The sequence below is a fragment of the Pararhodospirillum photometricum DSM 122 genome (assembly GCF_000284415.1).
Lineage (GTDB): Bacteria > Pseudomonadota > Alphaproteobacteria > Rhodospirillales > Rhodospirillaceae > Pararhodospirillum > Pararhodospirillum photometricum.
Map to the genome: position 1 here is coordinate 1,223,892 of NC_017059.1, position 23,610 is coordinate 1,247,501.

The window sequence follows — 23,610 nt, forward strand, 5'->3', positions numbered from 1 at the left end:
GGCGCGCCATGGACAAACGGATCCGCGTCCTTCTCGTGGACGACAGTGCCCTCGCCCGCGGACTGTTGCGGGTGGTGCTAGAGAACGAACCCGATTTTGATATTGTCGGCGAGGCGCGCCACGGCCGCGAGGCGGTGGATCTGGCGCGGACCTTGCGTCCCGACCTGATCACTATGGACCTGGAGATGCCGGTGATGGGGGGGCTGGAGGCCATTGAGACCATCATGACCAGCCGCGCCGTGCCGATCTTGGTGGTCAGCAACGAAGCCGATGCCCAAAACGCCTATGCGGCCGTGGCCCGGGGTGCCCTGGAGGTGGTCCCCAAACCCATCTTGGGCTCCCCGGAGCAGGACGATTTCGTGGCTAAGGCGCGGTTGGTGGCCGGTGTCCCGGTGATCACCCATGTTCGCTCCTTGCGCCTGGGAACGCCCCCCCTGCCCTTGCCCGACTCGTCCTCCGTCACGCAAGGGGGGGCTTTGGACGCCTTGCCAGGACCGCCCCCGGCGTTTGTCATTGCCTCGTCCACGGGAGGGCCGCAAGCCCTAGCGCGGATCTTGTCCCAGTTGCCGCCGCAGTTTCCCTGCCCGGTGCTGATTGCTCAACATATCGCCGATGGCTTTGCCGCCGGCATGGCCGACTGGCTGGCGACCATCTCCAGCGTGCCGGTAGGATTGGGCGGCGAGGGGCAGCGGATCCAGGCGGGGCGGGTGGTGATCGCCCCCACCGAATGCCATCTTGCCGTGACTCCGGGACGGCGCCTGACCTTGCGGCCGCGCGGCGCCCAGGATGTCTATCGCCCGTCTTGCGATGTCTTGTTGGAGAGCGCGGCGACCGTGTTTGGCCGCCAGTGCGTGGGCATTATCCTCACGGGCATGGGCAGTGACGGGGCACGGGGACTGGCGGCGGTGCGCCGGGCTGGCGGCCGTACCTTGGCCCAGAACGAAGCGACCTCGGTGATCTTTGGCATGAACAGGGTGGCCATTGAGCAAGGCTCGGTGGAGCGGGTCCTACCGCTCGACGCCATCCCCGCCGCCATGCTTCAGTTGGCGGAGACCCTGGCATGATCCCCTTGCTCGAGACCTTCAAGGCTCTGATCCGCGAGCGGTGTGGTCTGACCTTCGACGGCGTGGGAGAGGAACCGCTGGTCCTGGCCCTGGAACGCCGGTTGGCGGCCACGGGACTGGAGGCTGGGGGATATCTGACCCGTCTTGGGCACGATGAAAGTGAGTTCGCCGAGTTGGTGAGCTTGCTGACCATCAACGAAACCTATTTTTTTCGCGAACCCGAACATATCAGCCTGTTCACCCAGACGCTCCTGCCTCGGCTTTTGGCCCAACGGGGAGGGACGCCGGTGCGCGTCCTGAGCGCGGGGTGCTCGACGGGCGAAGAACCCTATTCCCTGGCCATGGCCCTTCTGGAAACCCACGGCGAGGCGGCCCGCCATCTGGTGAGCATTACCGGGGCCGATATCGACCGGGTGGCGCTGGCCCGGGCCCGCGAGGGCCGTTATGGGACGTTTTCTTTTCGGACCCTGGAGGCCCACCGGCGGGCGCGCTTCTTCTCGCCCGAGGGCCGCATTGCGCCCGAGGTGGCTGCCATGGTCCACTTCACGACCTTGAATCTTCTGGCCCCCCCAGAGCCGGAAGAGACCGAGGGGTATGACATCATCTTTTGCCGGAACGTATTCATTTATTTTGAAACACCGACCCGGCGTACCATTTTAACGTATTTGCGACAGCGCTTGCGGACTCCTGGTTTTCTTTTGGTCGGACTGTCGGAAACCCTGGCCAATGATTTGGGGGTCCTGCCCTTGGTACAGGAGGATGGGCTTTTTTATTTCGAGATGCGTTCCCCCGTGCCGGCCACGGCCTCTACTCCCCTGGCGTCGCCCCCCCGCATGCCTGCCCCTGCCCTGCCCTCGCCGCTTCTGGCGCGGTCTGCCCCTTCTTTTTTTCCCCCGGCTCCGAAGACGCCCCTTGAGCCTGGGCGCCCGTCTTTGGCGCCCCCTCTCCCTTCGAGCCCCAGGGATCCGGTGCGGGAGGCGCGTCGGCTGATCCAGGACAAGAATCCGGCGCAGGCTCGGGCGGTTCTGGCGCCGGCCCTACGTGTGGCACCAGAGGGGGACACGTCGCTGCGCCTTCTTGATGCCTTTGCCCTCCTGCATTTGCGCGAAACCGACGCGGCCGAACGGGCCGCGGCCCGGGTTCTGGAGAGCAACCCTTGGTCGATCGAGGCCAGTCTGATCTTGGGGTTCGCGGCCAGAGCCCGGGGCAATACCCCCGACGCGGTCCGCTGGTTCAAGCAAGCGGTGTACGCCCGGCACAACTGCTGGGTGGCCCAATACTATCTGGGGGAAGCGCACCGCGCGGCCGGTGCCGATGAACTGGCACGACGCGCCTACCGCCTCGCCCTGGTTCATCTTGATGCCCACCCTGACCCCGATGGAGGGCTGGGCTTGCCGTTGGGACTGCCGGTCCGCGAGGTCCGCTTCTTGTGCGAGCGTCACGCCGCTCTGGCCGAAAAGAGGTAAGGGATGGCGCTCGATCTCTCCCGTTTCCGGGCCCGGTTCGTCGAGGAAGCCCGCGATCACCTGGAGCAGTTGGACCGGGGGCTAGCCGCGCTGGAGGCCACCCCTGATGACCGGGAAGCCCTCCACGCCCTGTTTCGCTCGGCCCACACCCTCAAGGGCTCGTCGCGGATGCTGCGCCTTGTCCCAATCACCGAGGCGGCGCACACCTTGGAGGATGTTTTAGGGGCCTTGCGCGATGCCAGCCTAAGCTTCACCCCCGACATCGGCCGCCTAATACGGCGTGGACTCGACGCTCTGGCTGCCCAGGTGGATGCCCTGGCCGAGGGGCAGACACCGGCGGCGCTGGATCCAGCCCTTGCCAAGGCTCTCGGAGCGCTGGGGCAAGCGCCCTCTCCTTCCCCTTCTGCGGGCGCCCCTGCCCCTCCCCCTGCCCCGCCGCCTGCCTCAGTCGCCCCCTCATCCGTCGCCCCCCTCCCGTCTACCGCCTCCCCCGAGACCCCGCCGCCCTCCCTTCCCGACCCCAAGCTCAAGACGGCGGAAACGGTGCGGATCCCGGTGTCACGCCTCGACGATCTGATCAAGCTGATGGGCGAAGTGGTGTCGTCTCAAGGTCGCCTGCACCAGCGCCTGGCCGACCTCAAGGCTTTGGAGCGGAGCTGGGAGCAGCAAGACACCCAAGCCGGCCTGCACCGTATTGTACGCACCCTGCGCGATGATGTGTTCGCCCAGGACTTGCTGATGCGCGACCTCCACGCCCGGACCTTGGTCTTGCGAATGCTTCCCTTGGCTCAGGTCTTTGAGCCGGCGGCAAGACTGGCCCGTGATCTGGCTCAGTCACTGGGCAAGGAGGTGGTCACCCAGGTCTCCGGCATGGATATCGAACTCGACCGCCACCTGCTCGACCGCCTGAGCGACCCCGTGGTTCATCTGCTGCGCAACGCGGTCGATCACGGCATTGAGGCACCCGAACGGCGCCTCAGTCTGGGCAAGCCCCGACACGGCACGCTGCGTCTCACGGCGCGCCAGGATGGGGGCTTTGTCAGTATTGATCTGGCCGATGACGGCGGAGGCCTGCCTTTGGAGGAGATCCGGGCCAAAGCCCTTCGCAAGGGCCTGATCAGCGCGGACCAAGCGTTAGGCGATAACGACTTGGTAGATTTGGTCTTTTTGCCGGGTTTCAGTACCAGCGCCATCATCACCGACATCTCGGGACGCGGCGTGGGCATGGATGTCGTCAAGCGTACCATCGTCGATGACCTGCAAGGCACACWCACGGTGGAAACCCGGCCGGGCCAGGGGACCACCATCACGGTGCGCTTGCCGCTGTCGCTGGCGGTCATGCGGATTTTGTTGGTGGCGGCGGGGGGCGAGGTCTTCGGCTTCACGGCCCAATCGGTGGCGGCCCTGTTGAGTGTACCGCGGGCGCGGCTTCTGACGGTGGCCGAGCGTGCGGCCATTGTGGTTGAAAACGAGTTCGTGCCCGTGGTTCCGCTGGCCGATTTGGTGGGACGTCCTGGGGAGCGCGTCCACGGGGATTCCTTGCTCTTGGTGGTTGTCCGCGGTCGTCAGGAAAAGCTGGGCCTCCTGGTAGATTCCCTGATCGATGAGGGGGATATGGTTCTTAAGGCCCTGCCCGACACCTTGCGCGGCCTGCCCCTGGTGGGAGGGTTGGTGACAACGGGCAACGATACTCTGGTCAGCGTGTTGCACGCTCCTGCTTTATTGGACGCGGCGCGGCGCCAGCGCTCCGGGGCCGACCGTGCGGCGACGCGAGACGCCCCTTCCCGGCCGGAGACCCAGGGCTTGCGGGTTCTGGTGGTGGACGATTCGCTCAATACCCGTGAAATCGAACGCGACGTCCTGGAAGCCCACGGCTACCAAGTGACCCTGGCCGAAGACGGGCGTGACGGCCTGCAAAAGGCCCTGGCCGGAGAGTTTGACGCGGTCCTGACCGACGTGGAAATGCCCGCCATGGATGGATTTACCCTGACCGCCTCCCTAAGACGTGAGGAGCGCTATCAAAACGTCCCCATTATTATTATCACATCCCGTGAAAAAGAAGAGGACAAACGTCGGGGGATCCAGGTCGGCGCCGATGCGTACATTGTCAAAGGGGACTTTGAACAGTCCAGTCTTGTTGATACTCTGAAGAGCCTGTTGGGCTGACCCCGGAAAAGGGCCTGAGCATGAGAATTCTTGTTGTTGATGACGACCCACTCGCCGGAGAATTGGTGGGCGCTGTCCTGGAGGATGCAGGACACGACATCGTGCTGGCCGGCAACGCCATGGAAGCTCTCGATGCCCTGGAGGCGCCTGACGGGAAAATCCCGGACCTGATCATCTCCGACATGCACATGCCGGTGGTCAGTGGCATCGACCTGTTTCGCACCTTGCGCGACCAAAACCTCGACATCCCCTTTTTGCTGCTGACGGGTGATGATCCGGCCGGACTGTGGGCGGAGGAGCCGCGCCTGACCGGATGCCTGATGAAAGATGCCGCCTTGGAGGACGTCCTCCCCCAGGCCGTGGCGGATCTTCCAAACCGATAAAGCCCACATCTGCGCCAAAGAAACGGGGGCGCCAAAGAAACGGTGTTGGGGTTGGCGCCCTGTTTAGGGGCGCTGGCTGGTTCCGGGGGACCCCGGCAAGGGGCCTTCGGCCAAACGGCGGTTTGTGCCGAGGGACAACAGAAAGACGGACAGACGGAATGACCACCACCCGCTCGCCCTCACTGCGCGAAAAAGTTCGTCAACTGCGACGGGTTTTTTTGGACAAGCTGCCAGACAGTCTGACCGAGGCCCGGAGACACCTGGAAACCTTGTGCCAGACCCCCGATGATGACGACGCCTTGGAGGCCTTGTGCCGCCTTTTCCACGGGGTAAAGGGGACGGCGGCGTCTTTTGGCTTGCCCCGTCTGAGCGCCACGGCCGCCCAGATGGAAACCACCTTGCGTTTAGCACGCGACGGGGATCCCGGGGACGGCCCATCCTCGCGCCGGGAGCGGCTGACGGCCCTGCTTCTGGCCTTGCCTGCGCTGCTTGATGGTTTTGCCCAGGGGATCGAGGACGCTAGGCGCCATCCCGAGGCCCTCGGGGTGGCCCCTCCCGCCCCCGATTTCGAGCGTTTTTCCGTGGTTCCGCGCAAGGACCGCAAGCGCATCTATGTCTGCGATGACGAGGAATTGCAGGCCGAACAACTAAGTGCGCAACTGCGCTGTTTTGGCTACGCGGTCAGCATCTTTACCACGCCCGAGAGCCTGCGCGCCGCCGTGCTGTCGGTTCGTCCCGACGCCGTGGTGATGGACATCATCTTCCCCTCGGGCTCCAGCCTGGGCACCGACCTGATCGCCGGCTTACGCCGAGACATGCGGGCACCACCCCCGGTGGTGTTTGTCTCATCGCGCCGGGATTTCGATGCGCGTCTGCGCGCGGTCCAGGCGGGAGGCGAAGCGTATTTCGCAAAACCGATCAAGGCGATTGATTTAGTGGAGTGCCTTGACGGCCTGACCCTCAGCCAGGAGCCCGATCCGTACCGGGTGCTGGTGGTCGATGACGAGCCGGAAATCGCAACCTACCACAGCTTTATTCTGGAGCAGGTCGGCATGACCACCCGCCTGCTCCACGACCCTCGGCAAATCCTGGAAACCTTGAACGAGTTCAACCCCGATCTGGTCTTGATGGACATGTATATGCCCACTTGCACTGGTCGCGACCTGTCGCGACTGATCCGTCAGGTGCCCGAGTTCATCAGCCTGCCCATCGTTTTTCTGTCGAGCGAAACCGACAAGGTCAAACAGGTCTCAGCCCTGCGGGTGGGAGCGGAAGGGTTCTTGACCAAGCCGATCCAGCCAGAGGACCTGATCAGCGCCGTGGCCCTGCGGGCCGAACGGATGCGCACCTTGCGCTCCTTGATGGTTCGCGACAGCCTGACGGGGCTGTTTAACCACACGTTTATGTTGCAATTTCTGGAATCGGCGATCAGCTCGGCCCGACGTGACGAAACCAAGCTCTGCTTGGTCATGATTGACGTGGACCGTTTCAAGATGGTCAACGACTCCTATGGGCATCCGGTGGGAGATCAAGTTTTGGTCGCCCTGGCCCGGCTGTTTCAACAACGGTTGCGAACGTCGGATACGGTCGGCCGGTACGGCGGCGAGGAATTTGCGGTCATCTTGCAAAACGTCGCCCCCACGGACGCCAAGGCCCTGATTGACGACCTGCGCGGTGATTTTGCCAAGATCCGCTTTGATACGGCCGGCCAAGAGTTCAATTGCACCTTTAGCGCCGGGGTCGCGGGCTTTTCCGGTCAGGAAACCGCCCACCTGCTGCTGGAACGGGCTGACCGGGCGCTGTACGACGCCAAGCGGGAGGGCCGTAACCGTGTTCTGATTGCCGAGGACGAACACCATGACACCATGCGCTGACGCCCCCCCCACCTTGGAGGCGATTTTGGCCCGGCGCCAGGGCGGGCCAGCAACCCCCGTGATTGATGTCAACGAACCCACCTTGAAGATGGTGGTTTTTGGCCTGGAGCGGGATCTTTTTGCCCTGCCGGGCGAGCAGGTCAGGGAAATTTTACCGGGGACTCCGGCCTTTTTCCTCCCGGGATGCCCGAGCGGGGTGGAGGGGGTCTTGACTGTACGCGGCGATGTCGAGCCGGTGGTCTGCCTGCGTACCGTGCTCCGCTACCCCCCGCCGCCGGCCGGGCTGGGATCGCGGCTTTTGTTGGCGCAGGCGGCGGGGCTGCGCGCCGGCCTTCGGGTGGACCGGGTCACGGACGTGATGGACCTCCCGGCAAGCGCCTTACACCCCCCCCCGGCCACGACCAATGAGAGCCTGCGGCCCTGGGTGCGCGGTGTGTTTTTAGCGGACGCCAAGCCGGTCACGGTTTTAGACGCCGAGGGTGTGTTCCAATGTCTCCAGCCGACGGAGACCTGAGGGTGGACACGCTGCCGGTGGTGCTGTGCCAGGTCGGCCCCTTGCGCGCGGCCTTTGAGGCACGGCGGGTGGAGGCTCTGGGACAGGTGAGCGGCGCTGAGGAACGGTTGGAGGATCTGCTGGGCCTGCCTCTGGCGGCTGGCGCCCGCCACTCGCTGGCCCTGCGCCCGGCCCGTGACGGCGAAGCGCCGCGCTGGCTTGAGGTGAGCGATCCGGTCTTGGAGAGCGTGAGCGAGACCGACATTTTGGCGGTGCCGGCCTTGCTCGCTCCCTTTTTGCGGGCCTACGCAATTGTGGCCCTGGGATGGACCCGAGGGGGTGTCGTTCTCTTTCTCGATCCCGACAAGCTCCCCCCGAAGGGTCCGTAACTCTTTCTATTATCAAACAAAATTTCAACCTTCCGCCGCTTCCTGCGCGGAAATCCTCTCCCCCTTACTCGGCTGGAATGGCCAACCGGGGGGGGTCACGGGTCAAGGCGAAGCCAGCCCGGATCCGAGGCACCAACAAAGCCACCGTCTCCTCAAAAAACCGCTCCTCGTTCCCCGGCGCCGGGCGCAGATGGCTACGCAAGGGATTGTGTCGGCCAAAGGCGTTGCACTGGCCAATGACCCAGACCGCATCAACCAACACCTGAGGGTCGTCGGCCGGACAACCGACTTCGCGGGCCAGCAGCGCCGTCACCGCCCGGAAATGCGGATCCATCATCACCACCGGCTGCACCCCGGGAATCCCCGACGAGGCGAGTTGCTCCCAGGCCAGCAGGCGGTGCAGCAAGGCCCGTTCCCCATCGGGCAACAGGTTCTCGCTCAGGAGATCGCGCACCAAGGCCTCCAGGGGATCGGGGGCACCCAGCCAGTCGGCCAGGGGGTTGTCACGAAAGCGGATCAAACGCGCCATGGCCTGACGCATCACCATTTCATACAGCTTGGCCTTATTGCCAAAGTGATAGTTCACCGCCGCCTGATTGGCCCCGGCCCGATACACGATGGCCTGGATGGTCGCTCCATGGTAGCCACGATCGGCAAACTCTCGCGTCGCGGCTTCAATTAGACGCTCTTTGGTTGTCATGATTTCATATTACCCCTCTATCAACTAACGCCAAGACGGCCGGATCCAACATGAAACCTTCCTTTGAAACCCGACTGTCCGTCCTTATTGCATGCAGATCTCACGCCGGAGAGAGCCTCTCTCCGGTCCGTGCCCCAAACCGGGCCCGGACCCCCGACAACGGAGGTTCACCATGAACATCGAGGGTGCAAGCTCCTTGAGCTACAGCCTCCTCGCGGCGATCACGCAAAACCGCAGCGATGCGTTCAGCAAGCTCGACAGCGATAGCAGCGGTGGAGTGACCCTGGAAGAGCTGAAAACCGCCGGGCAAAACGTGCCGGGCGGCAACAATGCCTCATCGGTTGAAGCGCTGTTTACCCAGATGGACACGGACGGCAACGGCGAAGTGTCGTCGTCCGAGTTCCAAACCTACCAAAGCAGCGCCCTTTCCAGTGACACGACCGGCTCACTCCTTCAGGCCCAGGAGGAAGCGGGCAATCCGTTGGCCCAGCTTATGGCCGCCCTGGATACGGATGACAGCGGACAGGTGAGCGAGGACGAGTTCACCGCTGCGGCCGGCGACGAAGACAGCGAGGCGGTGGCGGCCGCGTTCGACGCCCTGGATACCGACCAGGATGGGGCCTTGACCACCGAAGAGCTGGCGGCGGCGGCCCCGCCTCCACCGCCACCGGCGACCGAGACCAGCGCAAGCGATGAAAGTACCGAAACAGCCAGCAGTACGACGAGCAGCAGCGACAGCAGTAGCGACACAAGTGAGAGCACCTCGGCCTCGGGCGGCGGTGGTGGTGGCGGCGGCGCGGTGAGCGCCAGCAAGACCTACGACCCCCTGGACACCAACAAGGACGGGGTGGTCAGCGAGGCCGAGCGGCAAGCTGGCGCCCAGTCGATGATCCAGCGCTTTATCGCCGCCTATACTCAGGCGAGCACGGTTGCCTCGACGTCCTCGGCGAGCGCGGCCGTGGTCTAACCCAGCAAGGCTGGGGAGGCGCGGCCTCCCCAGCCCCCTCGGTTACTGAGCGGTCCACCCGCCGTCCACGGGCAAGGCGGCGCCGGTCAGGGTTGCGGCCGCCTCGGAGCACAGGAAAACAACAAAGGCCCCCAATTGCTCCGGGGTCACAAAGCGGCCGGCCGGCTGCTTTTCCCCCAAGAGCTGGGCCGTGGCTGCCTCGACCGATAGCCCCCCAGCCTCCGCCCGCGCCTCGATTTGCCGCTGGACCAGAGGCGTCAGTACCCAGCCCGGGCACACGGCATTCACGGTCAGGGGTCGCTGGGCATTTTCCAGGGCCATAACCTTGGTGAGCCCCACCACCCCGTGCTTGGCGGCGACATACGCCGACTTGTTGACACTGGCCACTAGGCCGTGGGCGCTGGCGATGTTGACGATGCGTCCGAAATCCCGAGCGATCATGCCAGGCAGCGCCGCCGCCGAGCAGTGGAACACCGCCGACAGGTTGACGGCGATCACGTGGTCCCATTTCTCGATGGGAAAGTCGGGCACGCTGTCCACATGCTGGATCCCAGCATTGTTAACCAAGATGTCGAGCCTCCCGAGGCGGGATTCGGTTTCGGCCACCAGGGCCCGGCAAGCCAGGGGATCGGCGAGGTCAGCAAAGCGATACAGGCAGCGCACACCGTGCTCGGTTTCGATCTCGTGGCGCAAGGCGTCGATGGCGGCAGCCTCGCCAAAGCCGCTTAACATGATATCGCGCCCGGAGGCGGCCAGCGCCCGGGCGATGCCAAGGCCGATACCACTGGTCGATCCGGTGATCAGGGCAACGTGTCGGGTCTGGGATCCGCTCATCAACGCTCTCCTTGGAGTAGGGTCTCCCGCGCTTTTACGGTTTTTGGTACCACAAGACCACAGCAATCGCCCAGGGCGATTGGAAGAAGGGACCGGGCCCTTTGGGGGCAAGGCAAAAAGACAACGCTGTTTGGCGCGGCCTCCCCAGACTCCTCGTTCCCTTGCGTTCGGGATTAGGGGGAGGCGGCGCGAAACAGCCGTTCGGCGGCGGTGCGCTGCCCGGAGCGGGTGGCGATGTGGGCGCGGGTGCGAGCGATCTCGGCCTCCAGGGTGTGAATGTAATCCTCCAGGTCCCCCAGGCTCATGTCGTCCAACGGCGCGGGCATCGGGGGGCGCGGCGGGTGGACGGGGCGATCGTCGAGGTCCATCTTTCCTCTCCCAACCACGAGACAGCGGCGCGATGCGGGTTGCGCCGGCCAGATCTGGCCGCCACTATGGCCCCTCCCTCTCTTTGACCAAGCGCGGGCAGATCCCGCTCTTTCCAGAGCACAGGAGTCTTTGATGAGCGACGGCCTTCCAGAAACCATGCACTGTGTCGAGATCGCGGGCAAGGGGGGGCCGGACATGTTGCGCCTCGCGACCCGCCCGGTGCCCCATCCTGGTCCCAGAGAGGTTCTGATCGCGGTGGATACGGCCGGGGTCAACCGGCCCGATGTACTCCAGCGCGAGGGACGCTATCCAGCTCCGCCCGGTGCCTCGGACCTACCCGGCCTGGAGGTCTCGGGGGTGATCGCCGCCCTGGGTCCCGATTGCGGCACGCTTGCCGTTGGTATGCCGGTGTGYGCCTTGCTGTCGGGCGGCGGCTATGCCGAGTATGTGGTGGCCGAGGCGCCGTTGTGCCTGCCGGTGCCGCGCGGCCTGAGCTTGACCCAGGCCGGTGCCCTGCCCGAAACGGTGTTCACGGTGTGGCACAACGTGTTCGAGCGGGCCCAGTTGGCCCCCGGCGAGAGCTTTTTGGTGCATGGGGGCTCCAGCGGCATCGGAACGATCGCGATTCAGATGGCCAAGGCGCGGGGCGCCCGGGTGTTTACCACGGCAGGCAGCAAGACCAAGTGCGACGCCTGCGTGGCGCTTGGGGCTGACCGGGCCATCAATTACCGCGAGGAGACCTACGAGGACGTGATCCGGGCCACCACCGAAGGCCGGGGCGTGGACGTGATCTTGGACATGGTCGGTGGCGACTATGTGGCGCGTGACATTGGCATCATGGCCGACGACGGGCGGCGGGTCAGCATCGCCTTTCTCAACGGCTCACGGGTCAGCTTCGACATGATGCGGGTCATGCTGAAGCGGTTGGTGCTCACCGGCTCGACCTTGCGCGCGCGCCCCGTGGCCGTGAAGGCAGCCATCGCGGCGGCGGTGCGTGAACACGTCTGGCCCTTGCTGGAAAGTGGTCGTGTGTATCCACCGATCCACGCCGAGTTTCCCCTTGACCAAGCGGTGGCCGCCCATCGCCTGATGGAAGACTCCAGCCATATCGGTAAAATCGTTCTGGCCGTGAAAAAAAGCGCCTAAGGAAGGATGGGCGGCATTTGACCCGGGAGGCAAGCGGGGCTATATGCTTAGGGGTCGCCGGTGGCGTGGGCGCCGGGCGGGAGTCGTGCGCGCTTGACCGCGCGGGTGAGCCCGAGCCGCCCGTCAACCGGGAAAGTTTTTCCCTTCTTCGTGGACCCGAAGGGCTCCGCCCGTCTGTTGAGAGATGGGCGGCGGTGGCCCCCCCATCGCTCGACGGTGCCCCGGGACCCGATACTGATTGCACCGCTTCCTTTTTGGAGCGGCAACGCACGCGAGGAGAACCCATGGCCCTGCCTCTGATGCCCAAGGCGACCGCCGTCTGGCTGGTGGACAACACCACCTTGAGCTTTGAACAGATCGCCGAATTTTGCGGCATGCATGCCCTGGAGGTGCAAGCCATCGCCGATGGCGAGGTTGCCATCGGCATCACCGGCCTTGACCCCGTGGCCAAGGGACAGGTGATGATGGCGGAGATCAAGCGGTGCGAAAAAGACGCGTCGGCTCGCCTGCGCCTCAAAATGACCGATGATCCCCTGCCCCAGGCCCGCAACAAGGGCACGCGCTACACCCCGGTCTCAAAGCGCCACGACCGCCCCGACGGCATTGCCTGGATCTTGAAAAACCATCCCGAGATTTCAGAAGCGCAGATCTGCAAGCTGCTGGGCACGACCAAGCCGACCATTCAGGCCATCCGCGACCGGACCCACTGGAACGCCGCCAACATCAAGCCGCGCAACCCGGTGACCCTGGGCCTGTGCACCGAGGCCGACTTGGAAAAAGCAATCATCTTGTCGCCACGCCGGCCAGCCCCTCCGGTCGCCGCCGACCTGTCCCCTCGCTCGGCCGTGCTGGAAAACGACGACGAGGAATAAGCCCTTCGCCGTCGGCAATCGAGGGGTCTGGGGAGGCCGCGCCTCCCCAGACCTTCATTCCAAAGACGTCACATCAACCCAAACCGCTGCAACTCGTTGGACAAATCGACTCCGAAATTACCGCCTTTATGCAAGTAGCCGCAACTTTTCGGCAACTTGACCAGGAAAGGATGATCCCGGTCAAAGCTGGTGAGAATGCAAAACGCAATAGACTCGGTCGAGGGCATGGCAGCCAGAGCGCAGCCCAGGTCCACACCAGACAAAATGTCGAGCACTGCCGACGAGATCACCAGATCGGGCCGGGTTCGGGCGGCGAGGTCGAGCCCTTCCCGGGCTGTGCGGGCGTTGGTGACCTTATAACCGCACTGATGCAATTCACGCGCGATGATGTTGGCGCTGGAGCGCTGAGGCTCAACAAGAAGCACTTCGACATTCAGGTGCTCCACATCGCCCAAATCGACGGGACGGCGGGCCGGCAACGAGCGGAAGAACTCGGCTTCGTTAGCGGCCGCGTCGATCTCCCCGACGAGCAACCCGCTCAAAATATCGGCAAAGATCGCCAAGTCGTCGAGATTGCGGTCGGTCGGTTCGTCGAGATCGTGCATGTAGTCGGTGAAGCGCCGCAAGGTCAGGGATAACAGGGAAAAGTCCATGGCCACGGAAAGCCGGTTGATGCGGGCCACGATGGAGCGGACCCGCGTTGCGCCCTGCCGAAGAGGGACCGCGGCGGACCGAAGGTTGCCAACCGTAACCTCCAGTTCACTGATATTGTCCCTCAGTTCCTCGCGGAACTCTGCTTCGATCAGGGCGTTGTAATCGTCACGCGCCATGGTTCCGTCTCCCGGATTCGCGGTAGGGGATCTCGAGTTTAACGAGCAGCAGCCCCTTCAAGAAGAGAGAAAGCACGCGAGTCGGGCGATCTCAGGGCGTTGGGGGAAAATTGACGTGCCCCATCTTTCGCCCCGGACGACTCTCGTGCTTGCCATAAAGATGCAGTCGGGCCCCCGGGCGCGCCAGATGGCTGACCCAGTCGAGGACGTCGTCGCCGATGAGATTGAGCATACGCAGGGGCCGGAAACGGCCAGGATCACCCAGCGGCAAGCCGCAAACAGCGCGCACGAGTTGCTCGAACTGGTCAGTGTGGCAGGCATCCATGGTCCAGTGCCCACTGTTGTGGGGACGCGGTGCCATTTCGTTGGCGATGATTTGGCCATCCATGGTGAGAAACATCTCGACCGCCAGAAGGCCCACCAGATCGAGGGCTTGGGCGGCACGAATCGCAACGCGGCAAGCGGCCTCGGCTTCGTCCTCGGACAGCGCGGCCGGCACGGTGCTGGTGTGCAAGATGCCGTTGCGGTGAACGTTTTCCGTGGGATCAAAACAAGCCACGGCGCCATCAAGGCCTCGCGCCACGATGACCGAGACCTCGCGACTAAACGACACCAATCCTTCGAGAACGGCGGGCACCTGCCCCAGACTCCGCCAAGCGTCCTCGGGATCGCTCGTGGGATCAAGGCGGAGCTGGCCTTTGCCATCGTAGCCCAGGCGGGCGGTCTTGAGGAGGGCGGGGCCGCCGAGATGGGCCAAGCCGTGGCGCAGATCGTCGGCCCCATGGACCGGCACCCACGGGGCGGTGGGAATGCCAAGGTCAGCGAAAAAACTCTTTTCGCTAATCCGGTCTTGCGCAATCTCCAGAGCCCGGGGCCCGGGGCGCAAGGGGCGACGCCCGGCCAGCGAGGCCAGACTGGCGGCGGGGACGTTCTCGAACTCGAAGGTAATGACATCCACGCTGTCGGCCCAGCGGGCCAGAGCGTCCAGGTCTTCATAGGGAGCGACAGTGACCCGGGAGGCCACCTGCCCCGCCGGCCCTTCAGCCTCGGGCGTGTAAATGTGACAACGCAAGCCCAGGCGGGCCGCCGCGAGGGCGGTCATGCGTCCCAATTGCCCGCCCCCCAGAATGCCGATCCAGCCTCCCGGCCCGATCATGGCCGATCCTGCCTCTCTCCCCTCCGACGCGTGCGCGGTCATGACGGACATCCCTCACGCTTCGTCGAGAGGAAGCGGGCTGACCGCATTGGTCTGAGCCTCGCGCCAAGCGATGAGGGCGGTATCAACCTCGGGCAAAGAGGGCGCCAAAATGGCGGCGGCCAACAAAGCGGCATTGATCGCCCCGGCCTTGCCGATGGCCAGAGTCCCGACCGGCACGCCGCCTGGCATCTGTACAATGGACAGCAAACTGTCGAGGCCCGAGAGGGTCTTGCTTTGCACCGGCACGCCAAGGACAGGGACGGTGGTCATGGCGGCCACCATGCCCGGCAGATGGGCCGCGCCCCCAGCCCCGGCGATGATCACCCGCAAGCCGCGTTCCCGCGCGGTGGTGGCGTAGTCCACAAGACGCTGGGGCGTGCGATGCGCCGAAACGATGCGCCGCTCGGCGGGAACGCCCAGGGTCCCCAGGATTTCCCAGGCATGACACAAGGTGGTCCAGTCCGATTGACTGCCCATGATGACCCCGACCAGCGGACGGTCGGACGACGGATCGGGCATCTCGGTCATGGGCGGTAATCCTGACGAAACCAACGGGTCAAAGAGAAGATCCCTCATTTTGAGGGGCCGACTATTATAGCAAAAACCCTTGTGGCCCGTCGAGAGACTTTCTCAAAGGGGGAGGCCGCTCCGACGCGCCGCCTTCCCTCGAAGAGTTGAAGCCCGCGACCAACAAGGGTAGCGTCATCTCCCCCTCATCCGCCCGGAGCCGGGCTCCACGAGAGACACCATCATGATATCAAGGACCTTCAAGAAGCGCGTTATGGTGACGGGGGGAGCAGGTTTCCTCGGATCTCACCTGTGCGACCGCCTGCTCCGAGAGGGATGCGAAGTTCTTTGCGTGGATAATTATTATACTGGAAGCCGACAGAATATCACACACCTCCTCAATAGCCCCAGTTTTGAGGCCATTCGCCACGACGTGACCTTTCCTCTTTATGTCGAAGTGGATGAAATCTATAACCTTGCTTGCCCTGCCTCCCCCATTCACTATCAGCGTGACCCGGTCCAAACAACCAAGACCAGCGTCCATGGGGCCATCAACATGCTGGGCTTGGCCAAGCGCCTGGGGGTGCGCATTTTCCAGGCGTCCACCAGCGAGGTCTATGGCGATCCGGCCATTCACCCGCAGCCCGAGACCTACTGGGGCAACGTCAACCCCATTGGCCCGCGCTCGTGTTACGATGAAGGCAAGCGCTGCGCCGAAACCTTGTTTTTCGACTACCACCGCCAGCACGGCCTCTCGATCAAAGTGGCGCGCATTTTTAATACCTATGGCCCCCGCATGCACCCCAACGACGGTCGCGTGGTTTCCAATTTTATCATGCAGGCGCTGCGCGGGGAGCCAATCACGATCTATGGCGAGGGTCAGCAGACCCGCAGTTTTTGTTACGTCGATGACCTGATCGAGGGCTTCTTGCGCTTCATGGAGTCGGAAGCCGCGCATACCGGCCCCCTCAACCTCGGCAATCCGGGGGAGTTCACGATTCTGGAACTGGCCGAAACGGTGCTGCGCCTCACGCGATCGTCCTCGCGCCTGGAGTTCAAGCCCTTGCCCCAAGACGACCCCCGTCAGCGCCAACCCGACATCAGCCACGCCCGGGCCCTGCTGAACTGGACCCCCACACTCTCCTTGGAAGAAGGCCTGGACCGCACCATCGCCTATTTCCGCGCCCTCGTCTCCTGACCTCCGTCTCGAGTCGCGCCCCTCCCGCCCCGGCTCGTTTGCACGCCCCGGGACGGCCACGATAAAGTCGTCCCAAAGTGCCGCGCTCTTGCCCCGGACAAACGGCCGATCGTTTCATCTGCCCGTTTTCGGGTAGAACAGAGCGCTTGACCTTCGTGCCTTGCCCCCAAGACTGCTATGCTGGAGTAGGGAGAGAAACTCCCGGACGAGACGAGGAGATCCAGGATGGCCGACGACATTCAAGGTCCCGAGCACATACCCGGCCCCGTCCGCTGGACAGCGGATCATGACGCCCCGGGATCATCCACCCTGTTTCATCGCCGCTTTAGTGGGCAGACCTGGGATCCGCCCCCACCCTTTCCCAACGACGATCAAGATCAGGTGGATAGCCTTATCCTGGACTTGCCGGCTCACCTGATGACCCCTCGGCTTCAACGAGCCCTTGATGCGATCATGGGAGAAGTGGACCGGTTGCGAGCTGCCTTGCGCCTCGCCCATGGTCGCGAGGCCTATTTGTCCTCCCTGGCCGATGGCGACGCCCTGCTGCCCATCCTCAATCGCCGCGCCACCCTCTTGGCGTTGGGGCGGTTGATGCGTGAGCACCGGGGACGGGCCCAAGGCATCGTGGCCGCCCTCTTCCACCTGGAGAACCACGACACCTTGCGCCGCCTCGAGGGGCCGGGGATGGCCAATGCCGCCCTCGTCCATGTGGCGCTGGTCCTGCTGGGCGCGGGAGGACTCCCCGCCTTGGTGGGCAGCCTGGGGGGCGTCACCTTGGTGGTGGCGCGCGGCCGCGATCCCGGGGAATCGGCGCCGCTGGCCCTGGATGCCCTGCGCACCTGGGCCCAGGACCGCCGCCGCGACTTGGTCTCGCATCCCTGGGAACGCACCGGCACCAGGGTTCCCCTTGAGCTGTCGATCCAGGTCGAGGCGAGTGGCCCGGGAGAAAGCTTGGGCGAGTTCTGCGGCCGGCTGGAGGGGCCACGCCCCGCCGCCCCGCCGCCCCGCCCCTCCTCCTCCTGGGGGGCTTCCTAAGCAATGATATCAGGGATCAGGCGGTTCTCCAGCCGAGTGATTTGATCCTTGAGGGCCAGCTTACGCTTTTTGAGGCGCTGCATCTGAATCATGTCGAAAGGAGCCGACTCCAGGACCTTTGCGATGACTGTGTCTAGGTCGCGGTGTTCAAGGCGCAGTTCTCCGAGTCTCGCCTTCAAGTTCTCGATTTCGTGAGCATCCACGGCTTGGGGGTTCCTCGGCTGGGCGCCGCTCGACTTGCCTCCAGGAGTCACCTTGTTGACACTGGTGGAAACGGGCGGACAACGATTACGCTGGGATCGACAGCAGACGCGAGTCATGCTGGGTCACCTGCCGTTATACCATTATCGGCATCGGTGACGAACCTAAACAGAAGAGGGGCACATGAGCGACATCCGACGCATCGGCGTCCTCACCAGCGGTGGGGATTGCGCCGGTCTCAACGCCGTGATCCGGGCGGTGACCCATCGCGCGGTCGGTACCTATGGCTGGAAGGTGCTGGGTATTCTCGATGGCACCTTGGGCCTCATGGACCGGCCCTTGCGCTACACCGAACTCGATCTCGACGGTTTTGCCGGTCACGATATCCTGCGCGCTGGCGGGACGGTGCTGGGTACCATCAACAAGGGCGATCCCTTCAACTTCCCCATGCCCGATGGCGGTTTCATGGACCGCTCCTTGGATTTCGTCGATGGGTTCCATCGGCTGGAACTTGATGGCCTGATCGTGATCGGCGGCGACGGCTCCATGCGCATCTTGAAAAAGCTCTGCGACAAGGGATCCATCGGCATGGTGGGCGTTCCCAAGACCATCGACAACGACGTTGAGGGGACCGAGTATGCCGTGGGCTTCTCGACGGCCGTCAACGTAGTGACCGAGGCTCTGGACCGCCTTCAGGCCACGGCGGCCAGCCATCACCGCGTGATGATCTTGGAGGTCATGGGCCGCGACGCCGGCCACATTGCCATGAACGCCGGGATCGCCGGAGGAGCCGACGTCATCTTGGTGCCCGAGATGCCCTACACCCTGGACGGCATCACCCAGCGCATCCGCACGGTCCAGGCCGAAGGCCGCAGCCACGCCCTGATTGTGGTGGCCGAGGGCGTCAAGACCCTGGACGGCCAAAGCGCCATGCAGCGCCACACCGGCGGCGAGATGCGCTATGGTGGCATCGGCGCCTATCTTTCGGACCATATCGAGCAGGCCACAAACATCGAAACCCGCGTCACCATCTTGGGCCATGTCCAGCGCGGCGGCATCCCCTCCATGCGCGACCGCCTTCTGGCCTCGGTGTTCGGCGTCCACGCCGTGGACCTCCTGGCCCAGCGCCGCTTTGGCCGGATGGTTGCTTGGCAAAACCGGGGCGCCATCGACCTGCCCTTGGAGGATGTGTGCATTGGCCCGCGCTGCCTTGACCCTAAGGGCCCCCTGGTTCACACGGCCCACGGCCTTGGCATTTACGTGGGCGAGGCTGGCTGCTAGGCGACTTGTCAGCGACGTAGGGGGGGGGCGGGCTCGTCAGCACGTCCTACATTAAAATTATTATAGTTGCAGGACAGAGGGGATCTGCCCCATCCCCCAAGCGCCGGGAACCGCCCCCTTCCCGGCTTTCCCGCTTGTTCCAGACCAAGAAGGTGCTAGGGTTGACGTGTCGACACTCTCTAGGGAGGACCTGCCATGGGTCAGGATGCTCGCAAGGATGCCCTTCGCACCCGTCATGCCGAGATTGATCTGCTTGTCGAGAAGGAGGAGGCCCGCCCGGTTCCCGATCTTCTGATGGTGGCGCAACTGAAACGCCAGAAGCTGCGCATCAAGGATGAAATTGCCAGCATGGAGGCCCCATAAAGGTTTTCCCCGGCGCCGGGCCTCTTGCCCGGCCCCTGAAACGCGACGATTGAGAGCCCCGTGCCGGTCCCGGCGCGGGGCTTTGCTGTATCGAGGCCGGCTCTTTGCGCCGTCACGGCAGGGGGGCGCGAAATAAAATTACATAAACCCCGATTCAAGGGCTCGTTCCTTTCATCGCAGGCTTTGCAAACGACATCTCTTGCCCCACACTGCGCCTTCCCCGACTTCCCTAGGGGAAGGGGGGGCGCGCGGGGATCGACCGCAAAGGGGATCCCAATAACCGGAACGGACCAGGGGACAGCAAGAGACCATGGGCAACGCATACGAAGAGGCCTACGCACTCTCGATCAACGACAAGGCCGCCTTCTGGGGCAAGGCCGCCGAGGACATTGTCTGGACGCGCCGCTGGGAGACGGTGCTCGACGACTCGCGCGCGCCCTTTTATCGCTGGTTTGCTGGCGGTGAGTTGAACACCTGCTACAATGCCGTTGACCGCCACGTGGAAGCGGGCCGGGGCGAGCAGGCCGCCATCATCTATGACAGCCCCCTGACCGATACCAAGCGCACCGTCACCTATGCCCAGCTCCAAGACCAAGTGGCACGCTTTGCCGGCGTGCTGGCCGCCCAAGGGGTGACCAAGGGCGATCGGGTCATCATTTACATGCCGATGATCCCGGAAAGCTTGGTGGCGATGCTGGCGTGCGCGCGCCTGGGCGCGGTTCACTCGGTGGTTTTTGGCGGCTTTGCCCCCCACGAGCTGGCGACCCGCCTCAACGACGCGACCCCCAAGGTGGTGGTGGCGGCGTCGTGCGGGATCGAGCCCAACCGCGTGATCGCCTACAAGCCGCTCCTTGAGGATGCCATCAGCCAGGCGGCCCACAAGCCGGAAACCGTGATCATCTTCCAGCGCCCTCAGGCCTTGGCCATCTTGGACAAGCCGGGCGACCTGGATTGGGAAGCGGAAGTACAAAAGGTCGAGCCGCACCCCTGCGTGCCGGTGGCGGCGACCGATCCCTTATATATTCTCTACACCTCGGGAACCACGGGCAATCCCAAGGGCGTCGTGCGCGACAACGGCGGCCATGCCGTGGCTCTCAAGTGGACAATGAGCGCGATTTACGACATCAAACCGGGCGAGGTCTTCTGGGCCGCCTCGGACGTGGGCTGGGTGGTCGGTCACTCCTACATTTGTTACGCCCCCCTGCTGCACGGCGCCACCACGGTGGTCTTCGAGGGCAAACCGGTGGGCACCCCGGACCCCGGCACGTTCTGGCGGGTGATCGCCGAGCACAACGTGGTGACCTTGTTCACCGCGCCGACCGCCTTTCGCGCCATCAAGCGCGAGGACCCGGACGCGACCTACCTGAAGAAGTACGATCTCTCCCACTTCCGCACCTTGTTCCTGGCGGGTGAGCGCTGCGATCCGGCCACCATTGAGTGGGCCGAAAAGGTTCTGGAAGTGCCGGTGATCGACCATTGGTGGCAAACCGAGACCGGCTGGTCCATTGCCGCCAATTGCAAGGGCTTGCACCTGTTCCCGGTCAAGCACGGCAGCCCGACCCGGGCCGCGCCGGGCTGGGACATCCGCGTCCTGGACGAAAACGGCCTGGAACTGGAACCCGGCAAAATCGGCGCCCTGGCCTGCAAGCTGCCCCTACCTCCGGGCACCTTGCCCACCTTGTGGAACGCCGACGACCGCTTCCGCCAATCCTATCTGGCCGAATTCCCGGGCTATTACAAAACGGGCGATGCCGGGTTTATTGATGATGACGGTTATGTCTACGTCATGACCCGCACCGACGACATCATCAACGTCGCTGGCCACCGCCTGTCCACGGGCGCCATGGAGGAAGTGCTGGCGGCCCACCCCGATGTTGCCGAATGCGCCGTGATTGGCGTTGCCGACGACCTCAAGGGTCAGGTGCCGCTTGGCTTCGTCTGCCTTAAGGCCGGTGTGACGACGGCGCCCGACAAGATCGCCGCCGACTGTGCCCGCATGGTGCGCGAGCAAATTGGCCCGGTGGCGGCTTACAAGCAGACCGTGGTGGTGCATCGCCTGCCCAAGACCCGCTCGGGCAAGATCCTGCGCGGCACCATGCAAAAGATCGCCGACAACCAGGACTTCAAGATGCCAGCGACCATTGACGACCCCGGCATCCTGCCCGAAATCCGCGAAGCCCTGGAAGACATTGGCCTCGCCGGTCACCGCGTCTCGGCCTGACGACCCGAGGGGTCTGGGGAGGCATGCCTCCCCAGACTTTCCTTTTGAGTTTAAAGCACCCGCAGAAGCCCCTGAACCGCCTCACGAAACGAGTCCGGCGTTAGGCGTCCAGTGTTTTGGTTGTAGCGCGAGCAATGGTAGCTGTCGCCCAGGCGCACGCCGTCGGGCAGGGCATGAACCACGCCATGACCAAAGGGAAACGCCTTGAGCGGCAAACCACGCGCGCGCAACACCGCCTCGTGGGCTACCCGTCCCAGGGCCAATATTCCCGCCAGGGCCGGCATTGAGGCCATCTCGGCGGCGAGAAACGACCGACATGCGGCCTGCTCCGCCGGGGTTGGCTTATTCTCCGGCGGCACGCAGCGCACGGCATTGGTGATGCGCACGTCCAGCGGCACGAGACCATCGTCGGGTCGTTCGCCGTAAACGCCGACCATCAAGCCGCTGCCGATCAGGGTTTCATAGAGAAGCAGGCCGGCGAAATCCCCGGTGAAGGGGCGCCCGGTGCGGTTGGCGCCGCGTGCCCCAGGGGCGAGCCCCACCACTAGAAGACGCGCGGCCGTTGGCCCGAACGCGGGAACAGGGTTGTTATGCCCACCGGGGTCCTGGCGCCTCAAGTCCTGGCGGTAGGCGACCAGACGCGGGCAGAGAGAGCAGTCGGGAATCACAGGAGATCCGCGAGATCATCCCCCTCATCCGGGTGGGCTGGGGCGGGAGGAGGCGGGGTGCGGGCCTCGCGGGCCTCGCCACGCGTATCGTCGCGATGCAGTGGGGCGCGAGAAATAGAGGGCTCCAGGTCGAGCAGTTCGACAAAGCTGTCGGCTTGGCGACGCAACTCATCGGCAACCATGGGAGGCTGGGAGCGCACGGTGCTGACAACCGTTACACGCAGTCCCTTGCGCTGGACGGCCTCGACCAGACGGCGAAAATCCCCATCCCCCGAGAACAAGACAATGTGATCAAGACACGGAAGCATTTCCATGACATCGATCGCGAGTTCGATGTCCATGTTTCCCTTGATCTTTCGCCGCCCGGTGGCGTCGGTGAACTCTTTGGTCGGCTTGGTGACCATGGTGTACCCGTTGTAATCGAGCCAATCGACCAACGGCCGAATGGGCGAGTACTCCTGATCTTCGACCAGGGCGGTGTAGTAGAAGGCGCGGATCAGACGGCCCTTGGCGGCGAACAATTCCAACAGGCGCTTATAGTCGATATCGAACCCCAGCGAGCGGGCCGCCGCGTAGAGGTTGGAGCCGTCGATGAACAAGCCGATGCGTTCCTGTGGATAAAAGATCATGAGAGCCTCACATAAAACGATTTTGCACTATGGCATTTGGGGATAGGAAAGAAAGCCGTTGCGAAATGCGAGCGTCTGTTCCCTACTATCTCAGTGGTAATCTTAGTTTCCCGGGTTCGCAAGCACGCGATTGGACGAAGCCAATGATTCTCATTGCTCTGGGGAGCAATCTTCCCAGCCCGGCAGGACCACCGCGCGAGACCCTGGTCCAAGCGTTGGCCGCTTTGGATGAAGCCGGGGTGAGGGTTGAGATCTGCTCGGAGTTTTACCTGACCGCTCCTGTACCGCCCTCAGGACAGCCCGATTATGTCAACGCCGTGGCCCGAGTGGCCACCGATCGACCACCGGAGGCCTTGTTGACCCTCCTTCATGCGATTGAGGCCCGCTTCGATCGCGAGCGCACGGCCCTCAACGCCGCCCGGACCTTGGACCTCGACCTTCTCGATTACCATGGACGGTGCCAGGAGGGACCGCCGTGCCTGCCCCACCCCCGGCTTGCCGAGCGCGCGTTTGTGCTGGTTCCCCTGGCCGACATTGCCCCCACGTGGATCCACCCCCACTTGCAGCGCGACGTACACCAGCTTCTTGCCGCGCTGCCCCCGGGCCAAGACATCCGCCCGGCCTGACCGACCGATGCCCACCCAACGCCCGAAGAAAAAAGACCTCTTGATCTTGCCAAGGCGGATCCTTCTCTCTATGAGTATCGGTTCCGCGCTGGCCGCCTGGCCAGCGCCCGCATCGTTTTGTCGGAGGGGT

25 protein-coding genes are annotated in these 23,610 nt (G+C 64.1%); 16 read left to right on the top strand and 9 right to left on the bottom strand.

All coding sequences use genetic code 11. From position 1 onward, the window contains the following. Window positions 1-8 precede the first annotated feature (8 nt). The 7 genes from cheB (at window position 9) to RSPPHO_RS05380 (ending at window position 7,835) form a co-directional block, all read left to right on the top strand. Window positions 9-1,064: a chemotaxis-specific protein-glutamate methyltransferase CheB gene (cheB, locus tag RSPPHO_RS05350; protein ID WP_014414249.1), complete on the top strand. Its 1,056-nt coding sequence runs from the start codon at window positions 9-11 to the stop codon at window positions 1,062-1,064. Next, window positions 1,061-2,530, top strand: coding sequence for a CheR family methyltransferase (locus RSPPHO_RS17605; protein ID WP_014414250.1), 1,470 nt, complete (start codon window positions 1,061-1,063; stop codon window positions 2,528-2,530). The genes cheB and RSPPHO_RS17605 overlap by 4 nt, the downstream gene beginning before the upstream one ends. 3 nt (window positions 2,531-2,533) lie before the next feature. Beyond that, window positions 2,534-4,696, top strand: coding sequence for a hybrid sensor histidine kinase/response regulator (locus RSPPHO_RS05360; RefSeq protein WP_014414251.1), 2,163 nt, complete (start codon window positions 2,534-2,536; stop codon window positions 4,694-4,696). Window positions 4,697-4,716: 20 nt separating this feature from the next. Beyond that, window positions 4,717-5,079 (top strand): response regulator, encoded by a 363-nt coding sequence (locus tag RSPPHO_RS05365; protein ID WP_014414252.1) that lies wholly within the window; start codon window positions 4,717-4,719, stop codon window positions 5,077-5,079. A gap of 158 nt (window positions 5,080-5,237) precedes the next feature. After that, the gene (locus tag RSPPHO_RS05370) at window positions 5,238-6,953 is read left to right on the top strand and encodes a diguanylate cyclase (protein ID WP_041794417.1); all 1,716 of its coding nucleotides are present in this window, start codon (window positions 5,238-5,240) and stop codon (window positions 6,951-6,953) included. Then, on the top strand, window positions 6,937-7,467 hold the full coding sequence (locus RSPPHO_RS05375) for a chemotaxis protein CheW (RefSeq protein WP_041794420.1): 531 nt from the start codon (window positions 6,937-6,939) through the stop codon (window positions 7,465-7,467). Before RSPPHO_RS05370 ends, RSPPHO_RS05375 begins: the two co-directional genes overlap by 17 nt. A gap of 2 nt (window positions 7,468-7,469) precedes the next feature. Further along, complete coding sequence (locus RSPPHO_RS05380; protein WP_041794423.1) at window positions 7,470-7,835, top strand: hypothetical protein; 366 nt, start codon at window positions 7,470-7,472, stop codon at window positions 7,833-7,835. 64 nt (window positions 7,836-7,899) lie between these two features. On the opposite strand, the gene RSPPHO_RS05385 is transcribed toward RSPPHO_RS05380, so the two are convergent. Then, window positions 7,900-8,535, bottom strand: a complete 636-nt coding sequence (locus tag RSPPHO_RS05385; protein ID WP_014414256.1) for a TetR/AcrR family transcriptional regulator — start codon at window positions 8,533-8,535, stop codon at window positions 7,900-7,902. A gap of 172 nt (window positions 8,536-8,707) precedes the next feature. Between RSPPHO_RS05385 and RSPPHO_RS05390 the strand changes: the two genes are divergently transcribed. After that, entirely contained in the window at window positions 8,708-9,502 is a 795-nt protein-coding gene (locus tag RSPPHO_RS05390; RefSeq protein ID WP_041794427.1) for an EF-hand domain-containing protein, read from the top strand. 42 nt (window positions 9,503-9,544) lie between these two features. Here RSPPHO_RS05390 and RSPPHO_RS05395 read toward each other — a convergent pair whose 3' ends face one another. Both RSPPHO_RS05395 and RSPPHO_RS05400 read right to left on the bottom strand, forming a co-directional pair. Further along, complete coding sequence (locus RSPPHO_RS05395; protein WP_041794434.1) at window positions 9,545-10,336, bottom strand: 3-hydroxybutyrate dehydrogenase; 792 nt, start codon at window positions 10,334-10,336, stop codon at window positions 9,545-9,547. A gap of 173 nt (window positions 10,337-10,509) precedes the next feature. Then, window positions 10,510-10,704 (bottom strand): DUF1192 domain-containing protein, encoded by a 195-nt coding sequence (locus RSPPHO_RS05400; protein ID WP_041794437.1) that lies wholly within the window; start codon window positions 10,702-10,704, stop codon window positions 10,510-10,512. A gap of 133 nt (window positions 10,705-10,837) precedes the next feature. On the opposite strand from RSPPHO_RS05400, the gene RSPPHO_RS05405 reads away from it, so the two are divergent. Both RSPPHO_RS05405 and RSPPHO_RS05410 read left to right on the top strand, forming a co-directional pair. Then, the gene (locus RSPPHO_RS05405) at window positions 10,838-11,851 is read left to right on the top strand and encodes an NAD(P)H-quinone oxidoreductase (RefSeq protein ID WP_041794440.1); all 1,014 of its coding nucleotides are present in this window, start codon (window positions 10,838-10,840) and stop codon (window positions 11,849-11,851) included. A gap of 284 nt (window positions 11,852-12,135) precedes the next feature. Further along, window positions 12,136-12,723 (top strand): DUF1013 domain-containing protein, encoded by a 588-nt coding sequence (locus RSPPHO_RS05410; RefSeq protein WP_051013698.1) that lies wholly within the window; start codon window positions 12,136-12,138, stop codon window positions 12,721-12,723. Between the two features lie 68 nt (window positions 12,724-12,791). On the opposite strand, the gene RSPPHO_RS05415 is transcribed toward RSPPHO_RS05410, so the two are convergent. From RSPPHO_RS05415 to purE, 3 genes are all read right to left on the bottom strand, one after another. Then, window positions 12,792-13,553 carry a PleD family two-component system response regulator gene (locus RSPPHO_RS05415; RefSeq protein ID WP_014414262.1) on the bottom strand — a complete coding sequence of 254 codons (762 nt, stop codon included), beginning with the start codon at window positions 13,551-13,553 and terminating at the stop codon, window positions 12,792-12,794. Between the two features lie 91 nt (window positions 13,554-13,644). Next, on the bottom strand, window positions 13,645-14,709 hold the full coding sequence (locus tag RSPPHO_RS05420; protein WP_041794443.1) for a 5-(carboxyamino)imidazole ribonucleotide synthase: 1,065 nt from the start codon (window positions 14,707-14,709) through the stop codon (window positions 13,645-13,647). 54 nt (window positions 14,710-14,763) lie between these two features. Further along, a complete protein-coding gene (gene purE, locus RSPPHO_RS05425; protein ID WP_242390573.1) occupies window positions 14,764-15,279 on the bottom strand; it encodes a 5-(carboxyamino)imidazole ribonucleotide mutase in 516 nt (171 codons plus the stop codon). 223 nt (window positions 15,280-15,502) lie between these two features. Here purE and RSPPHO_RS05430 point away from each other — a divergent pair, with 223 nt between their 5' ends. Further along, window positions 15,503-16,456 carry a UDP-glucuronic acid decarboxylase family protein gene (locus RSPPHO_RS05430; protein WP_014414265.1) on the top strand — a complete coding sequence of 318 codons (954 nt, stop codon included), beginning with the start codon at window positions 15,503-15,505 and terminating at the stop codon, window positions 16,454-16,456. 225 nt (window positions 16,457-16,681) lie between these two features. Further along, window positions 16,682-17,491, top strand: coding sequence for a GGDEF domain-containing protein (locus tag RSPPHO_RS17610; RefSeq protein ID WP_014414266.1), 810 nt, complete (start codon window positions 16,682-16,684; stop codon window positions 17,489-17,491). Here RSPPHO_RS17610 and RSPPHO_RS20905 read toward each other — a convergent pair. Beyond that, entirely contained in the window at window positions 17,488-17,694 is a 207-nt protein-coding gene (locus tag RSPPHO_RS20905) for a YdcH family protein (protein ID WP_041794446.1), read from the bottom strand. The genes RSPPHO_RS17610 and RSPPHO_RS20905 overlap by 4 nt on opposite strands. A 181-nt stretch (window positions 17,695-17,875) precedes the next feature. Here RSPPHO_RS20905 and RSPPHO_RS05445 point away from each other — a divergent pair, with 181 nt between their 5' ends. The 3 genes from RSPPHO_RS05445 to RSPPHO_RS05450 all read left to right on the top strand — a co-directional run bounded on the left by RSPPHO_RS05445 (window position 17,876) and on the right by RSPPHO_RS05450 (window position 21,557). Beyond that, window positions 17,876-18,973, top strand: a complete 1,098-nt coding sequence (locus RSPPHO_RS05445; protein WP_014414267.1) for an ATP-dependent 6-phosphofructokinase — start codon at window positions 17,876-17,878, stop codon at window positions 18,971-18,973. 195 nt (window positions 18,974-19,168) lie between these two features. Beyond that, window positions 19,169-19,336, top strand: a complete 168-nt coding sequence (locus RSPPHO_RS18745) for a YdcH family protein (protein WP_014414268.1) — start codon at window positions 19,169-19,171, stop codon at window positions 19,334-19,336. 310 nt (window positions 19,337-19,646) lie between these two features. After that, window positions 19,647-21,557: a propionyl-CoA synthetase gene (locus RSPPHO_RS05450; RefSeq protein WP_014414269.1), complete on the top strand. Its 1,911-nt coding sequence runs from the start codon at window positions 19,647-19,649 to the stop codon at window positions 21,555-21,557. A gap of 50 nt (window positions 21,558-21,607) precedes the next feature. On the opposite strand, the gene RSPPHO_RS05455 is transcribed toward RSPPHO_RS05450, so the two are convergent. After that, window positions 21,608-22,225: a uracil-DNA glycosylase gene (locus RSPPHO_RS05455; protein WP_014414270.1), complete on the bottom strand. Its 618-nt coding sequence runs from the start codon at window positions 22,223-22,225 to the stop codon at window positions 21,608-21,610. Beyond that, a complete protein-coding gene (locus tag RSPPHO_RS05460) occupies window positions 22,222-22,854 on the bottom strand; it encodes a LabA-like NYN domain-containing protein (protein WP_014414271.1) in 633 nt (210 codons plus the stop codon). Before RSPPHO_RS05460 ends, RSPPHO_RS05455 begins: the two co-directional genes overlap by 4 nt. Before the next feature lie 143 nt (window positions 22,855-22,997). On the opposite strand from RSPPHO_RS05460, the gene folK reads away from it, so the two are divergent. Beyond that, a complete protein-coding gene (folK, locus tag RSPPHO_RS05465) occupies window positions 22,998-23,480 on the top strand; it encodes a 2-amino-4-hydroxy-6-hydroxymethyldihydropteridine diphosphokinase (RefSeq protein ID WP_041794449.1) in 483 nt (160 codons plus the stop codon). Window positions 23,481-23,610 lie beyond the last annotated feature (130 nt).

Bases quoted from the DNA above. Each gene is read 5' to 3' on its own strand.
- folK (WP_041794449.1), top strand. From the start codon at position 22,998: ATGATTCTCATTGCTCTGGGGAGCAATCTTCCCAGCCCGGCAGGACCA.
- RSPPHO_RS05390 (WP_041794427.1), top strand. From the start codon at position 8,708: ATGAACATCGAGGGTGCAAGCTCCTTGAGCTACAGCCTCCTCGCGGCG.
- RSPPHO_RS05410 (WP_051013698.1), top strand. From the start codon at position 12,136: ATGGCCCTGCCTCTGATGCCCAAGGCGACCGCCGTCTGGCTGGTGGAC.
- RSPPHO_RS17605 (WP_014414250.1), top strand. From the start codon at position 1,061: ATGATCCCCTTGCTCGAGACCTTCAAGGCTCTGATCCGCGAGCGGTGT.
- RSPPHO_RS05445 (WP_014414267.1), top strand. From the start codon at position 17,876: ATGAGCGACATCCGACGCATCGGCGTCCTCACCAGCGGTGGGGATTGC.
- RSPPHO_RS05400 (WP_041794437.1), bottom strand. From the start codon at position 10,704: ATGGACCTCGACGATCGCCCCGTCCACCCGCCGCGCCCCCCGATGCCC.
- RSPPHO_RS05415 (WP_014414262.1), bottom strand. From the start codon at position 13,553: ATGGCGCGTGACGATTACAACGCCCTGATCGAAGCAGAGTTCCGCGAG.
- RSPPHO_RS05450 (WP_014414269.1), top strand. From the start codon at position 19,647: ATGGGCAACGCATACGAAGAGGCCTACGCACTCTCGATCAACGACAAG.
- RSPPHO_RS05430 (WP_014414265.1), top strand. From the start codon at position 15,503: ATGATATCAAGGACCTTCAAGAAGCGCGTTATGGTGACGGGGGGAGCA.
- RSPPHO_RS17610 (WP_014414266.1), top strand. From the start codon at position 16,682: ATGGCCGACGACATTCAAGGTCCCGAGCACATACCCGGCCCCGTCCGC.
- RSPPHO_RS18745 (WP_014414268.1), top strand. From the start codon at position 19,169: ATGGGTCAGGATGCTCGCAAGGATGCCCTTCGCACCCGTCATGCCGAG.
- RSPPHO_RS05365 (WP_014414252.1), top strand. From the start codon at position 4,717: ATGAGAATTCTTGTTGTTGATGACGACCCACTCGCCGGAGAATTGGTG.
- RSPPHO_RS05385 (WP_014414256.1), bottom strand. From the start codon at position 8,535: ATGACAACCAAAGAGCGTCTAATTGAAGCCGCGACGCGAGAGTTTGCC.
- RSPPHO_RS05460 (WP_014414271.1), bottom strand. From the start codon at position 22,854: ATGATCTTTTATCCACAGGAACGCATCGGCTTGTTCATCGACGGCTCC.
- RSPPHO_RS05375 (WP_041794420.1), top strand. From the start codon at position 6,937: ATGACACCATGCGCTGACGCCCCCCCCACCTTGGAGGCGATTTTGGCC.
- cheB (WP_014414249.1), top strand. From the start codon at position 9: ATGGACAAACGGATCCGCGTCCTTCTCGTGGACGACAGTGCCCTCGCC.
- RSPPHO_RS05420 (WP_041794443.1), bottom strand. From the start codon at position 14,709: ATGATCGGGCCGGGAGGCTGGATCGGCATTCTGGGGGGCGGGCAATTG.
- RSPPHO_RS05370 (WP_041794417.1), top strand. From the start codon at position 5,238: ATGACCACCACCCGCTCGCCCTCACTGCGCGAAAAAGTTCGTCAACTG.
- purE (WP_242390573.1), bottom strand. From the start codon at position 15,279: ATGACCGAGATGCCCGATCCGTCGTCCGACCGTCCGCTGGTCGGGGTC.
- RSPPHO_RS05395 (WP_041794434.1), bottom strand. From the start codon at position 10,336: ATGAGCGGATCCCAGACCCGACACGTTGCCCTGATCACCGGATCGACC.